This is a genomic window from Paenibacillus sp. J22P143 (genome assembly GCF_059692035.1).
Map to the genome: position 1 here is coordinate 1 of NZ_JCAUAQ010000018.1, position 14,206 is coordinate 14,206.

Genomic DNA, 14,206 nt, shown 5'->3' on the forward strand with positions numbered 1-14,206 from the left:
ATTTTTACTTGCTTGCAAAAAAAACAAACGGCACAGGGCTTATCCCATGCCGTTTCAGATTACAATTCTATTCTCATCCTAGTTTTTGAGCGTAACTTAATGACATTGGCCCGAGGGCATCCCTACTTTATCCATCGTATTGCACTTATACCTTAAACCGAGCCACAGCCAATTGAAGCTCATTCGACATGCCGCTTAATTCGTTAGCTGTTCTGGAAACCTCCGATATCGTCGTCAACTGGCGCTCCGTAGCGACTGCAACGGCTTGTGTAAGCTCCGTTGTCATCCGAGTTAGCTCCGCCATCTCCTCAATGCCAGCTAGAACCTCTTCCGAGCTTGCTGACATTTGCTCCGATACGGCGGATACATCGGTCATCTGATCGACAACCTCCTGAACCGTGCTAGAGAGATCCTTGAAGGTGCCGTCAGTTTTCTCCACGACAGCCTGCATGGCCTCCACTTCCCCAAGACCGCGATCCATCGCGATAACAGCGGCTCCCGTCTCATGTTGTACGCGCTCAACGAGTTCAGCAATTCGCTCTGTCGCCAGTCGGGATTGATCCGCAAGCTTGCGGATTTCCGTGGATACGACAACGAAGCCTTTACCGTGCTCGCCCGCTCTCGCTGCCTCAATCGAGGCATTCAGCGCAAGTAAATTGGTTTGTCTTGTCACATTCGTGATGAGGACCGTGATCTCTCCGATTTCCTCGGACATCGATTTCAAGCTCTGAATGGCTTGTACGGCCTCCTGTACGGAACGCAGCGCTTCCGTAATTTGCAGCATGCTTTGCCCCATCCGCGCATTGCCTTCGCTCGTATGCGCGCGTGCATGGCCAGAAATATCCGTGGCATGTCCTGCTGATTCGGCTACGCGTTGAATCCCAACGGCCATTTCATTCATGGCATGGCTGCTTTCCTCCGTGCCCTGACGCTGCTGCTCCGAATGCGAAGCGAGCTGCCCCATCATATCCGAGACAGAGGCTGTGGACTCATTTGTCTGCTGAGCGCCTGTTTGTAGTGATTCCGATGCGGCTGAGACTTGCTGAGCAGCCTGTGCGATCTGGACAATGAGCCCACGAAGATTGCCTACCATCTCTTTGAGATGATTACCGAGTTCACCCAACTCATCGCGACTTTTGCTTTTGATAAGCGCTGATTCTGATAAATCCCCTGCTGCTGCCGCCTGCGCAAGCTTAACCAACGGGGTAATCTGGCGCAGATACAGTCTTACAATGATTGTGATGAAGAGCGTCCCAAGCACAATTGCAATGAATCCGATCCATAACGACTGGATGGTGTATTTCGACATTTGAGCCTGAATAACGCTGTAATCAAAATCAAGTCCAGCGAAAGCGACGAGTTTGCCATCCTTATCTCGAATCGCACTGACTGCACTCACCCATGTTCCCAGTGAATCTGAGTACTTACCTGTAATGCCAACGCCTGTTTTCTCCGCTTCCTCTAGCGCTTCTCGCAGCTCAGGTACCGGTACATAAGGCTCAGCTGGCTTCTCGTCAACATAGAGCTCTGCATTGGATAATAAGTTCAAGAGGGCTGGTTCTCCCTCTGATGTTGTCCATTCCGGGTAAAATAGGTAGGCATTCTCTACCAATTCACTTTGTGAAACACGGTCCATATCCTCCTGCACATTCATCACAGCAGGCTCGTATTTGTACGCGTCCTGACTTTTCTTCAATTCGATCTTTGCTTTCTCAATGTAATCTATCTTCTGCATAAGCGGCGCATGGAAAATACCTTCAAGCGCGCCCAAGTTATCTGACATTTGGCGCCCATGCTGTTGATATGAAACAAAGGTTAGCAGCACGCAAAGGAGAATATAACAGGTGGCCGTCCAGGCGGAAATTTTAAAAGACAGCGAACGAAAAAAGCTTACCGATGCTTGCTTGCCTTGTGGTTTAGCTTGTGACATGATTACAAAAACACCTCCAGAATTGTACAGCACGGTAGTTATGTAAATATTGGTATTACAGGCTAGTCTTCTAGATTTCGACAAATTTTTTAGAAACCCTTCCCCTATTTTATTTAGAATTTATTTCGAGAATGATTGCGAAAAGGAGTTGTAGGGAGATGCCAGCGATTCGAGCGCTTATTTTTGATTTTGACGGCACGATTCTGGATACGGAGACGGCTTGGTATGAGGCGTTTCGAGAGATTTACCTGGAGCATAAAGCGGAACTGACTTTGGAGATGTACGGGCAATGTATCGGGACCTCCCTCCATGTATTCGATCCTTATGACTATCTGATTACGGACTTGAAGGCGCCTCTGGATCGTGAGGAGCTTCGCCAAGACGTATATAACAGACATACTCAGATGATGGCGCAAGAAGTCATCCGTCCAGGTATTCTTGATTATTTAGTGGGGGCCCAAGAATTAGGCCTGCGCATTGGCTTAGCCTCCAGCTCCAAGCGAGCTTGGGTCGATAAGTATCTGGCACAGCTGGGGATTGGCCGATATTTTGAAACGATTCGCACCGCAGAGGATGTTGCTTTGGTGAAGCCTCATCCCGAGCTTTATGAGCTCGCGCTGAAGGATCTTGGCGTACAACCGCATGAGGCTATTGCGATCGAGGATTCACCTAACGGCGCTCGCGCAGCAGCCGCGGCAGGTATGCACTACATTACAGTGACCAACCCGGTTACGAAGTTTCTCGCTTTTGACGGGGAACCGCGTACAGTGCAATCGTTAGAGGAGCTGTCTCTGACCGCGTTGCTCGACCTTGTAGGTAAATAAGCATTAGAGTGAGTCCCATTTGCTGAGATCAATGTACGCTAACTTACAGGCCAAACCTCGCAACGCAGCTAGAAAAGCTTGTATTGACGGTTCTGATTATTTAATTGATAATGATTCTCATACGCCCTGCATACGTCATCTCCTCGACGGTCAGCATGGTTGATGTGAAAAAGGTGCGACCCGGTCAGTGCGGGCAAAAAGAAGCGGCGCAGGGGTGATCCTGCACTGCTTCATTTTTGTTGGTTTGGGGAGCCGCGGCGTCGGGCTAAGCCACTACTTCACACCATGCAAGGCATCCAACGCAGCCTGCTCGTCCTTGACGAAGAAGAACTGCTTGCCGTGGTTGCACTCGTAGATGAAATCACGGAGGCTTTTGCTGTCGTACTGGTCGAAATCGCCGACAACGGCCATTTTCATCTGATAGTTCGTGTATTTCTGGAGAACATCGCCAGCAAGTTTTGTTTTGAGCTCAAAGAATTCCTCGGTCAAATTCCACTGATGAATGATAAACTTGTCGCATCCCGTTAAGTATCGGACGTTTGCCATTAAATCTAGCGCATCCTGACCGTTGCTGATCAGAATGTCCGTGCTCTCTACGATGGCAACTTGGGAATCGCCCCTCTGATTGATCGTTGTGTTCATGTCATTTCTACCTCTTTCTCCATATACTCGGGAGTAAGCTCCTCTTCGTCCCTTTTATTCAGTACATTTTCCTCAAGGACGGCGAATTTATCTCCATATTCCTTGATGATATGCGTCTCCCCCCACATACAGAGCGAGTCCAAAATCGGCTTCAAACTTGCCCCGTATTCGCTGAGCTCATACTCCACCTTCGGCGGCACTTGATTATACACGATCCGCTTCACAATCCCGTCATCTTCGAGCTCTCTGAGCTGTTGCGTCAGCATTTTTTGTGTGATTCTCGGCATGAGCCGCTTGAGATCACTTGTGCGCTTCTTACCGTTGGTCAAATGGCAGAGAATGACACATTTCCACTTCCCCCCAATGACTTCTAGGGTGGCCTCCACGGAAATATTGTACATTTTTTTCCCCATGCGGCTATTCTCCTCCCATTCTACCTATAGGTACTAAAAAGTACCTACCGTACTTATAAGTACGTACTAGTCAATCGAACTATTATGCATGATAATAGCACTTACCGGCCGGGACATACAAGTTTGGAGTGAATGCTATGAAACAAGAAACCCATCGAAATACGCTGGCGCTGCTTGCCCTCGCGGTTAGCGCCTTTGCCATTGGCACAACCGAGTTTATCAGTGTCGGACTGCTTCCGCTCATTGCTGAAGACCTACATATATCCATCACGGGTGCGGGTTTAACCGTCACGTTGTATGCACTTGGGGTTACTTTTGGTGCACCAATTTTAACATCGATCACCTCAACCATCTCACGCAAAACGCTGCTGCTCTGGATCATGCTTGTGTTCATCGCAGGTAATCTATTAGCTGCCACCGCAGGCAGCATCGTGATGCTGCTAATCGCTCGCGTCATATCCTCGCTGGCGCACGGCGTCTTCATGTCGATTGGCTCGACCATCGCCGCTGATCTTGTGCCCGAGAACCGCAGAGCCAGCGCGATTGCGCTGATGTTCTCGGGTCTTACCGTCGCCACCGTAACCGGTGTGCCGATCGGCACTTACCTCGGCCAGCAGCTAGGCTGGCGGGCCGCGTTCTTCGCCATTGTTGCGATTGGCGTGGTGGCGCTCATCGCGAACTTGGTGTTGGTATCCGCGAATTTGCGCAAGGGCACCCGCACGCGGCTTGATACTCAGCTGAAGCTGGTCACAAATGGGCGACTGCTGCTCGCCTTTTCGATTACAGCCTTAGGATACGGCGGCACGTTCGTGGTGTTTACGTATTTATCTCCGTTGCTACATGAGATCACAGGGTTTCAAGAGCATACGGTTGCGTTGATTCTGCTACTGTATGGGGTTGCCATTGCCATCGGCAATATCATCGGAGGCCGCTTAGCCAACCGCAATGTGAGCAAAGCGTTGCTCATCATGTTTCTTTTACAGTCCCTCGTGCTGTTTCTCTTTATGTTTACAGCGCCGTTCAAAGCCGTAGGCTTACTTACGATATTTGCAATGGGACTACTCGCTTTCATGAACGTACCTGGGCTGCAAATTTATGTCGTACAGCTCGCTGAACGATTCGCTCCCGAGGCCAAGGATGTAGCATCAGCCTTCAACATTGCTGCTTTCAACGCAGGTATTGCTGGCGGAGCGTTCTTAGGCGGTATCATTACGGACTCCATCGGACTGATTCATACCACATGGATGGGTGGATTGATGGTATTCGGGGCCGTCATTCTCACTGTTTGGAGCCGCAGTCTTGAAAAATCAGATCAAAAAACAACCCAATCAATACCCACCATTTTAGGAGGAATACCGCAATGACAAACGATCTACAAAACACGATGAACAACAACCTACAAGCTGTAACTACACTTCATAATGGCGTTGCTATGCCATGGCTGGGTCTTGGTGTATTTAAGGTAGAGGACGGCCCGGAGGTCGTGAAAGCTGTGAAAGCAGCTATGAAGCTTGGCTATCGCAGTATCGATACTGCGGCGATTTACGGCAATGAAAGCAGCGTGGGACAAGGGATTCGCGAAGGTATGGCGGCGTACGGCATCTCGCGTGAGGAGCTTTTCGTGACGTCGAAAGTATGGAATGCCGATCTTGGCTATGAAGTTACCCTAGCTGCCTATGAAGCGAGCTTAGCGAAGCTCGGCTTGGATTATCTCGATCTGTACCTCATTCATTGGCCTGTCCAAGGTAAATATGTGGAGGCGTGGCGAGCGCTAGAGACGCTCTACCAAGAGGGGCGCGTCAAAGCGATCGGCGTAAGCAATTTCCAAATTCATCATTTGGAGGACGTCATGGGCACCGCCACGATTAAACCAATGGTCAACCAAGTGGAGCTTCACCCCCTCCTTGCTCAAACGGACTTGCACGATTTTTGTAAAAAGCATGGCATCCAGTTGGAAGCTTGGTCACCCCTGATGCAGGGTCAGCTTTTGGATAACCCTAAGCTCAAGGCATTAGCTGAACGTCATGGCAAATCCATTGCGCAAATCATCTTGCAGTGGGATTTCCAACGCGGTATCGTAACGATTCCGAAGTCAACCAAGGAGCATCGTATTGTGGAAAATGGTTCGATCTTCGATTTTGAATTGACGAATGAAGACATGGCTGCGATCAATGGGATGAATCAGAATCTGCGTGTCGGGCCAGATCCGGACAATTTTGATTTTTAAGTCGGTAAGTTCTAAGTCCTTGCCTCCTTTCTTCGGAAAGAGGGTGAGGACTTTTTGGCAAGGAATAATTTCCCTTGTACTGGTAAAAGTTACTTCTAACTACGTTTAGGAGGATGTTCCACGCAAATGAGTACAGATAAAATCGATCCGAATACGACTACAGACACAAGCAAAATGACCTTAACGAACCGTCAAGGCCATCCGATTTCGGATAATCAAAACATCCGCACTATTGGCAATCGCGGCCCTTCGACGCTCGAAAATTACCATTATATCGAGAAGATTTCCCATTTTGATCGGGAGCGAATTCCAGAACGGGTCGTGCATGCGCGGGGCGCTGGGGCTCACGGGTATTTTGAGGCGTATGGCACGGTCGGCGATGAGCCGGTCTCTACGTATACGCGGGCTAAGCTTTTTCAGGAAAAGGGGAAGCGCACCCCTGTTTTTGTGCGTTTTTCGACCGTGGTACACGGCACGTACTCGCCAGAAACGCTGCGCGATCCGCGCGGCTTCGCCACGAAATTTTATACCGAGGATGGCAACTGGGACTTAGTCGGCAATAATTTGAAAATCTTTTTCATCCGCGATCCGTTGAAATTCCCCGATATGGTGCACGCGTTCAAGCCAGACCCGGTCACGAACCTGCAAAATCCGGAGAAAATGTTCGATTTCGTCTCGAATACGCCGGAGGCGACGCATATGATCACCTTCCTCTTCTCCCCTTGGGGCATTCCGGCCAACTATCGGCAGATGCAGGGGTCGGGCGTCAACACGTACAAGTGGGTCAATCAGAATGGGGATGCGGTGCTGGTCAAATACCACTGGGAGCCGCTGAAGCAAGGGATGAAGAACCTTACGCAGTCCGAAGCTGAGGCGATTCAGGGCAAAAATATCAGCCATGCCACGCAGGATTTATATGAAGCGATCGCGCGCGGTAATTTTCCGGAGTGGGAGTTATGTGTGCAGATTTTGAGCGACGACGAGCACCCAGAACTCGATTTCGACCCGCTCGACCCGACGAAGCTGTGGGATCATGAGAAGATTCCTTTTCGAAAGGTGGGCAAAATGGTGCTGGATCGCAATCCGGAGAACTATTTTGCGGAGGTGGAGCAGGCCGCTTTCGGGACTGGTGTTCTCGTCGACGGCCTCGACTTCTCGGACGATAAGCTGCTGCAGGGACGGACCTTCTCCTACTCGGATACGCAGCGGTATCGCGTGGGGACGAATTATTTGCAGCTGCCGATCAATGCGCCGAAATCGTCGGTTGCGACGAATCAGCGGGATGGGCAGATGACGTTGATGGTGGACAAGGCCCACGGCCAAAATCCACATGTGAATTACGAGCCCTCCTCGCTCGGCGGGTTGCAGGAAGCGACGCCTTCGGGCCGCGAGCATCAGCCGATGTACAATGATCGGCTCGTTCGTGAGAAAATCAGCCGAACGAATGATTTTGGGCAGGCGGGCGATACGTACCGCAAGTTTGAGGATTCAGAGCGCGATGAGTTGATCGCGAATTTGGTGGATGCTTTGAAGACCTGTAAGCCTGTGATACAGGCGAACATGATTGGCTATTTTACGCAGGCTGATGCTGATTACGGCCGGCGGGTGTCGGAGGGGCTCGCTCAGGCGAAGGTTGAGCAGGAGCACCTCGGGTCTGATGCAGCGAAGGCGGGAGCTGAACTGGCGGAGGGCGCCGGACAGCGGACGGACGGCTATTAGGTAGTGAAAGAGGAAGGCACCCTTGATGGGTGCCTTTTGGGGTTGGGGAGGGGACTTTGCACGCTGTAAGCGTGCAAAACATCACTACAGCGGCAGAAAACGCTACGGCCGATGCTGTAACGCTGATTTTCATCACTACAGAGGATGAGATCCCCTCTTTAGGCTACATTTGCACGCTATAAGCGTGAAAAACATCACTACAGCGGCAGAAAACACTACTGCTGATGCTGTAACGCTGATTTTCATCACTACAGAGGATGAGATCCCCTCTTTAGGCTGAAAGAAGCGATACAGAACGTGGTTCAGCTATCGATCCGATAAGCACCCAAAAACCTCCCTAAACAAACGAATAGCGAACTAAGATTCCCTGGCTATCGAACTCCCTAAGCCAGCCTCATTTCCTTATACCAGCGCACCGTTTGCATAATGGCTTCCTCATGCGGAGTCGTCGTTTGCGGGCCAAAGGCAGCGACAAATTTGCTGTGATCGAGAATGAAAGGTTGCTCAAATTCGTAGAAGACCTCTTTAATTTCCCTCAACATCGGATGAAAAAGACCGATAAACGTAACCATGCCGCGGGATAATGTGCTAATTTTCCTTGTGGAGCCTAGCTCGTCGAAAATTATCTCCAACATCTCCCGCGTTGTGATCGTCTTCGCACTCGGGATGTGCCAAACTTCACCCAAAGCACGCTCCTCTTGACCGAGGGTCACGAGTCCTTTGGCAAAGTCATCAATATATGTGTAGGTATGCGGTATATCTAGATTACCTAGCAGACTTACGGGCTTGCCGCTTAAGGCAAAGTCAAAAACACGCTCGCCCAGGGAGGACTGCCTCACCCCGGGGCCATAGAAGTCCGACGCGCGGCCAATCGCCACGCGGACCTTGCCTGATTGATGCGCAAGCAGCAATTCCTCCGCCATCTGGGCGCGTGTTCGTCCCTTTTTTCCCATTGCACGGTGAGGTAGGTTCTCGGTTAGGGGCTGATTCACTTGACCGTACATGTACAGGTTATCGCCATAGATCAGCTTCGCCCCTGCGGCGGCTGCACCCTCCATAATCCCTCGGGTAAGGCCAGGGAATTGCGTCGGCCAGTTCGTGTAGCCCGGATGTGCGCAGTGGTACACCACGGAAGCATCCTTACACAGCGCTATGGCGTCAGCCTGCTGGGCAGCATCCCCTTTTACAACTTCAATAGACGCATCATCCACGGTGGACAACTTGCCGCTGCGATTCACCATTCGAATCCGCTGCACCCCACGCTGCTTCAATTCCCGCATAACTGCCATGCCTAGTGGCCCCGTTCCAAAAATCACATTAACCTGTTCACTCATCCTTCATGCCCCCCTCGTCTTCGATATCCTAACGATATTGTCTTCCGTAACGGGAGAGTCAAGAGGCATTTTGCAAATTACGGCGTCCTATTTAGAAATGGGGACTTGCAGCTCCACAACGACATTGTTGTAGTCATGAAGGTGGTTTTCTCTGCCAAACAAATGCAGCTCTCGCACTGGACCGATTTGCGAATAGCCATTAACGCCGAGCCATGTAAAAAGCGCCAGAATGCCATCTCCAACGCCCATAAAAGGGCCTTTGTAAACAAGGCTTGCCACCATGGGTTCTGCGGGTATTTCATACACGGTGATGGGGGCGTTAGGGCTGAGGTTCGCTAAAGACTGGAAGCTAAACGCCACCTCGATATCGAAATTCTCTTCAATGAACTCCGTCATGTGATACAGAACGTACTCTTGCTGCATGTTAGCCGTCATCGCGCTCCCGCCTAGCCCCTCTTCAAGTTCCTCGAACATACGGCAGCGGTAGACGGGCATATCTTGGGGTCGCGGTACGATTTGGCGAAGTCCAGCCACATAAAGCGCCGGCACCTGCTTGATCCCAACCTCATAGGCTGGCGTCTCGCCCAATTGTTCCAGTTGATGTAATCTAGCTTCAATGCGCGTCATTTGCTGACTGGCCTCTTCGATTTGGGTAGCTAGCTCTATTTTCTTCTTGTGCATCATGCGCTTCATATCCTCCATCGTGAGTGCCTGATCGATCATCGTGGCGATCTCATCTAGCGAGAATCCCGTTTCCTTCAGCACAACAATCTGATGAATACGGATGAGTTGTTCATAGGTGTAGTAGCGATAGCTTGTCGTTGCATCGATATAAGCAGGCTTCAATAATCCGCGCTCATCGTAATGGCGTAGAGTCCGTATAGTGACCTGTGCGATTTTGGAAAATAGTCCGATTCTAATGAAATTCGACATAATGCCCTGCCTCCCCCATGCGCATCCTAATATTCCCATTATACGGATTTCACTATAAAAAAGGGGGAGCAAATTGAAGCTTGCTTCGCCCACTTAAGAAATGAAGAAAAGACACCCTCAGCTCGAGTGTGTCTTCTTACAATTACGCTATGATTGCATTACGCGCTGCTTCCAACGCTCCAACCACTTTATCACACCACACATCAAATTCCAGATCTTCCCGTTGCAGCTCAGGATTAGCCAGAATATTGGCGATGGTGCGCTTGATCCCTTGGTCAAATCGGGTTGTAGCCACGAAATCTGGCACAAGCCGCTTTAACTTCGCGTTGTCAAAAACAACGGAATTCGCCTTATCCCCGAGCAATCCGCCCTGGTAGTCTTGCGTACTGCAAGCATCCAGAAACTCAGACGCCACATGCACCGCATGAAGCTTCACGCCAAGCGCATCGGCAATCGCTTCGTAGATTTGATTCCAAGTCAGCGTCTCGTCTGACGTGATGTGAACGGACTCTCCGATCGCATGGAGATTGCCCATGAGCCCGATGAACCCTTTGGCAAAATCGCTGTTGTGCGTCATCGTCCACAAAGAAGTACCGTCACCGTGTATGATCACCGGTTTGTTCTCCAGCATGCGCTTCGCCACCTGCCAACTGCCTTTAGTGCCGTGCACACCAAGGGGGATGGAGCGCTCATCATAGGTATGGCTTGGTCGAATAATCGTGATCGGGAAGCCTTGCTCCCTGTACTGCTTGATCAAATACTCTTCGCAAGCGATTTTGTTCCTGGAATATGCCCATAATGGATTAGATAATGGCGTCCCTTCGGTGATGCGGTAATCGGATAGCGGCGTCTGATACGCCGATGCCGAGCTAATAAACATGAACTGCTTTGTTTTACCCTGAAAAAGACGATAATCCCGCTCCAGCTGTGAAGGCTCGAACGCGATGAAATCCGCGACCACATCGAACGATAAGTCTTCGATTAACTTGGCAACATAGGCTTCATCGTTGATATCCGCCTGGAGGATTCGCGCACCCTCTGGCAAGTCTGTATTGCGCGTGCCGCGATTCAACAGATACAGCTCGCAGCCGGTGGCTAACAGCTGTCTAGTAATCGCGGAGCTAATGGTTCCTGTTCCGCCAATAAATAGCGCCTTCATATGATCGCCTCCGTCTTATTTATGTATAGAGCAACATTGCGCCTGTTCCGTCACATAGGCCTCTGTTAGTTGCTTGTACTGCTCATACCATACGTTCCATACTTCTTTACGTGATGCAATGGTTTTCCCATCCATCAACGCCTCGATCACATCTAGGCACACGTGCCACCCAGCCAAATCCCTTGGCGTATGGGCCGTTATTTTATGTAAATGCTCACTAAAGACTAAGCGGCATCCGCCGTCTGGCTCATCTTGGAGTTCAAATCGAACGCGATCCTCGTCCCAGGAGTAGGCCAACACACTAGGGGTTGTAAGCTCAAGAATTTTGATGGGTATGAACGTGCCGTCCGGCATATTAAACTTGATGATACCGCCTTCTCGAAGCTCCTCCACCTCTAGCTCTGGGAACCATTGCACTAGCTTATCATTCTCCGTCAACCATGACCATACGTCTTTTACAGCATGAGGCCAATGACGCTCATACCGAGCCAAATATCCGCCTTGGGCGGGTTGAAAGTCAGCTATCATGTGACTCCTCCTTAGATCTGTGCCTATGAAACGATGACAACTTTTCCCTTCTTTTATCTTACCTATAGATGCTAGTTCTATCAAGAAATACGACTGGGGTTGCATTCGAAAGACTTTCGTAAGAATTAGGAAAGAGTCCTGCATGGAGTATCCAGTAAGATAAGCGTATGAAACTTATTGGAGGTACGCATATGAACACCTTGAACATTCAACCCGTAGTCGAAGTACGCAATCTGACGAAACGGATTCGAAATAAAAACATTGTGGATCAGATCAGTTTTGATCTATTCCCTGGTGAGGTATTCGGCTTTCTCGGGCCAAATGGGGCTGGCAAAACGACGACCATCCGCATGATGGTCGGCTTAATCGGAATGAGCGACGGCGATGTCGCCATTAACGGGCACAGCATCCGCCGCGGCTTCCAAGAAGCGATTCGGCACGTTGGCGCGATCATCGAGAATCCCGAGCTGTACAAGCATCTCACTGGGATGCAAAATCTCAAGCAATTCGCTCGCATGGCGGAGAATATCCCGCAAAGCCGCATCGACCAGATCGTGCAGTTAGTTGGGCTTTCCGCCCGCATTCACGATAAAGTGAAGACCTACTCGCTCGGCATGCGCCAGCGGCTTGGTATTGCTCAAGCCCTGCTGCATAAACCTGCGGTGCTCATTCTCGACGAGCCGACCAACGGTCTCGACCCCGCCGGCATTCGTGAAATGCGCCAGCTCGTCCGCCAACTCGCCGCCGAAGAAGGCATTGCCGTAATGGTGTCCTCTCATCTACTCGCCGAAATGGAGCAAATGTGCGATCGCTTCGGTGTCGTGATCGAAGGCCGTCTGCGATCAACCTTCTCGCTTGCGGACTTACAGACCCAATCTGACACACAGACACTCGAAGAGAAATATATCGGGCTAACGGAGGTTGCTAGCTATGCTTAATTTCACAAAACTAGTGCAAAATGAATGCATTAAGATACTCACCAAAATCGGCAGCTGGGTAATGATTGCCCTCGTTCCGATGCTTGTTATCGCGGTAGGCCTACTCTGCCGATACGCGGACCAAGACGAGCTTAAAGTGAACAATGTATGGGAGTTCCTAGACTTGATCCTCTCCGCCATTCCGAATCTCATGGATATCGTCACCTTATTTACGATCATCGTTGCCGCGGGTATTGTGGCCTCCGAATTCTCGGGCGGTACGATCAAATTACTGCTGATCCGTCCGTTTAGCCGTTCCACAATCCTGCTTTCCAAGTTCGGAACTGTCCTCTTGTTCGGCTTAGGTCTTACGATATTGCTTTTAGTGTCCGCGTACCTTACGGGTGGCATCTTTTTCGGATTCGGTGGCGCTTCTGAGCTTCATGCTGGTGCTGCTTTCTCGAATGTTTCTTACTGTTGGAAAGCTATAGGCTACAGCGGCATCGAAATGGTCGTCATGGTTACGCTCGCGTTCATGTTCTCATCTGTGTTCCGTGCGAGCTCCATGGCCATCGGCATTTCCCTATTTTTCTTACTGACAGGCGGGCAGCTTGCCTACATCCTCAAGAAGTTTGAATGGTCCAAATTCCTGATTTTCGCCAATACCAATTTGCTTAGTTATGTAGACGGCAGGCCGCTCATGGCTAGTATGTCACTATCTTTTTCATTAATGATGTTGGCGTTCTATCAGCTTCTCTTCCTTGGCCTTGCGTGGTACGTATTCGCGAAGCGTGATGTTTCAATTTAGAGCAGCGTGGTTTCAATATGCGCGAGTAAAGAAGTATACTGAAAGCACATGAAGTTAAAAGGTGGAAACGACATGCCTAATCACATTTTGCTTGTAGAAGACGACCTGGCGATCGCTGAAATGGTCCAAAACCATTTAACCAAAGAGAGTCTCACCGTTCGACATGCCCCTGATGGGGAGGCGGCGCTGCGGCTTTTTGCCGAGGAAGCTTTTGATATGATTCTGCTCGATCTGATGCTGCCTGGCGTGGATGGCATGGAGGTCCTGAGAAGGGTGCGAAGCGGAAGCACGGTGCCCGTTCTCATTCTGTCTGCCAAGGACAGTGATGTAGAGAAAGCGCTGGGTCTTGGCTTCGGGGCTGACGATTATTTGGCCAAGCCATTTTCCCTTATTGAGCTATCGGCACGTGTAAAAGCAATACTGCGGCGGGCATCCCAATATGCCAGCCCTCCTGTGAGTGCTGAGCAAGCCCTCTTACGCATCCATGAGCTGACGCTGCATCCGGAAGAGCATCTCGTCACCAAAAATGGTGCCCCCCTCAACCTCACGGCGAAGGAACTCCTTATTTTAAAATTGCTGATGTCCCATCCCAAACGAGCCTTCTCCAAAGAGCACATCTATCGCTCCGTATGGAATGACGCTTATTACGATGATGTGAATGCGATTCAGGTGCATATTTCACGTTTAAGGGAGAAGATTGAGGACGATCCTGCGAACCCTCGGTACATCAAGACCGTATGGGGGATTGGTTATAAAATGGGGGACTTCTGAT

At 50.3% G+C, this 14,206-nt stretch carries 13 protein-coding genes and 2 pseudogenes; 8 read left to right on the forward strand and 7 right to left on the reverse strand.

Going from position 1 to position 14,206, the window contains the following annotated elements:
- Nucleotides 1–145: 145 nt before the first annotated feature.
- Complete coding sequence (locus tag AC58PQ_RS20710; RefSeq protein ID WP_497244857.1) at nt 146–1,930, reverse strand: methyl-accepting chemotaxis protein; 1,785 nt, start codon at nt 1,928–1,930, stop codon at nt 146–148.
- 158 nt (nt 1,931–2,088) lie between these two features.
- Between AC58PQ_RS20710 and AC58PQ_RS20715 the strand changes: the two genes are divergently transcribed.
- Nucleotides 2,089–2,754, forward strand: coding sequence for an HAD family hydrolase (locus tag AC58PQ_RS20715; RefSeq protein WP_497244859.1), 666 nt, complete (start codon nt 2,089–2,091; stop codon nt 2,752–2,754).
- Nucleotides 2,755–3,027: 273 nt separating this feature from the next.
- Here the strand turns inward: AC58PQ_RS20715 and AC58PQ_RS20720 are convergent, their stop codons facing one another.
- Both AC58PQ_RS20720 and AC58PQ_RS20725 read right to left on the reverse strand, forming a co-directional pair.
- Nucleotides 3,028–3,396, reverse strand: coding sequence for a DUF4180 domain-containing protein (locus AC58PQ_RS20720; protein ID WP_497244861.1), 369 nt, complete (start codon nt 3,394–3,396; stop codon nt 3,028–3,030).
- Nucleotides 3,393–3,809, reverse strand: coding sequence for a winged helix-turn-helix transcriptional regulator (locus AC58PQ_RS20725; RefSeq protein ID WP_497244863.1), 417 nt, complete (start codon nt 3,807–3,809; stop codon nt 3,393–3,395). The genes AC58PQ_RS20720 and AC58PQ_RS20725 overlap by 4 nt, the downstream gene beginning before the upstream one ends.
- Before the next feature lie 137 nt (nt 3,810–3,946).
- On the opposite strand from AC58PQ_RS20725, the gene AC58PQ_RS20730 reads away from it, so the two are divergent.
- From AC58PQ_RS20730 to AC58PQ_RS20745, 4 genes and pseudogenes are all read left to right on the forward strand, one after another.
- On the forward strand, nt 3,947–5,173 hold the full coding sequence (locus AC58PQ_RS20730) for an MFS transporter (RefSeq protein WP_497244865.1): 1,227 nt from the start codon (nt 3,947–3,949) through the stop codon (nt 5,171–5,173).
- 20 nt (nt 5,174–5,193) lie between these two features.
- Nucleotides 5,194–6,036, forward strand: coding sequence for an aldo/keto reductase (locus tag AC58PQ_RS20735; RefSeq protein WP_497245030.1), 843 nt, complete (start codon nt 5,194–5,196; stop codon nt 6,034–6,036).
- Nucleotides 6,037–6,204: 168 nt separating this feature from the next.
- Nucleotides 6,205–7,755: pseudogene (locus AC58PQ_RS20740) on the forward strand (catalase); the annotation flags it as partial.
- Between the two features lie 56 nt (nt 7,756–7,811).
- On the forward strand, nt 7,812–7,937 hold the full coding sequence (locus AC58PQ_RS20745) for a hypothetical protein (protein WP_497244867.1): 126 nt from the start codon (nt 7,812–7,814) through the stop codon (nt 7,935–7,937).
- Between the two features lie 201 nt (nt 7,938–8,138).
- Here the strand turns inward: AC58PQ_RS20745 and AC58PQ_RS20750 are convergent, their stop codons facing one another.
- The 4 genes from AC58PQ_RS20750 to AC58PQ_RS20765 form a co-directional block, all read right to left on the reverse strand.
- Nucleotides 8,139–9,089: an SDR family oxidoreductase gene (locus tag AC58PQ_RS20750; RefSeq protein WP_497244869.1), complete on the reverse strand. Its 951-nt coding sequence runs from the start codon at nt 9,087–9,089 to the stop codon at nt 8,139–8,141.
- A gap of 87 nt (nt 9,090–9,176) precedes the next feature.
- On the reverse strand, nt 9,177–10,022 hold the full coding sequence (locus AC58PQ_RS20755) for a MerR family transcriptional regulator (protein WP_497244871.1): 846 nt from the start codon (nt 10,020–10,022) through the stop codon (nt 9,177–9,179).
- A 142-nt stretch (nt 10,023–10,164) separates the two neighbouring features.
- A complete protein-coding gene (locus AC58PQ_RS20760; protein ID WP_497244873.1) occupies nt 10,165–11,181 on the reverse strand; it encodes an SDR family oxidoreductase in 1,017 nt (338 codons plus the stop codon).
- Nucleotides 11,182–11,196: 15 nt separating this feature from the next.
- Nucleotides 11,197–11,709: an SRPBCC family protein gene (locus tag AC58PQ_RS20765; protein ID WP_497244875.1), complete on the reverse strand. Its 513-nt coding sequence runs from the start codon at nt 11,707–11,709 to the stop codon at nt 11,197–11,199.
- A 206-nt stretch (nt 11,710–11,915) separates the two neighbouring features.
- Between AC58PQ_RS20765 and AC58PQ_RS20770 the strand changes: the two are divergent.
- From AC58PQ_RS20770 to AC58PQ_RS20780, 3 genes and pseudogenes are all read left to right on the forward strand, one after another.
- Nucleotides 11,916–12,587, forward strand: a pseudogene (locus AC58PQ_RS20770) (ABC transporter ATP-binding protein); the annotation flags it as partial.
- A gap of 52 nt (nt 12,588–12,639) precedes the next feature.
- Nucleotides 12,640–13,434 (forward strand): ABC transporter permease, encoded by a 795-nt coding sequence (locus AC58PQ_RS20775; RefSeq protein ID WP_497244877.1) that lies wholly within the window; start codon nt 12,640–12,642, stop codon nt 13,432–13,434.
- 72 nt (nt 13,435–13,506) lie between these two features.
- Nucleotides 13,507–14,205, forward strand: coding sequence for a response regulator transcription factor (locus tag AC58PQ_RS20780; protein WP_497244879.1), 699 nt, complete (start codon nt 13,507–13,509; stop codon nt 14,203–14,205).
- The last annotated feature ends 1 nt before the right edge of the window (nt 14,206 follow it).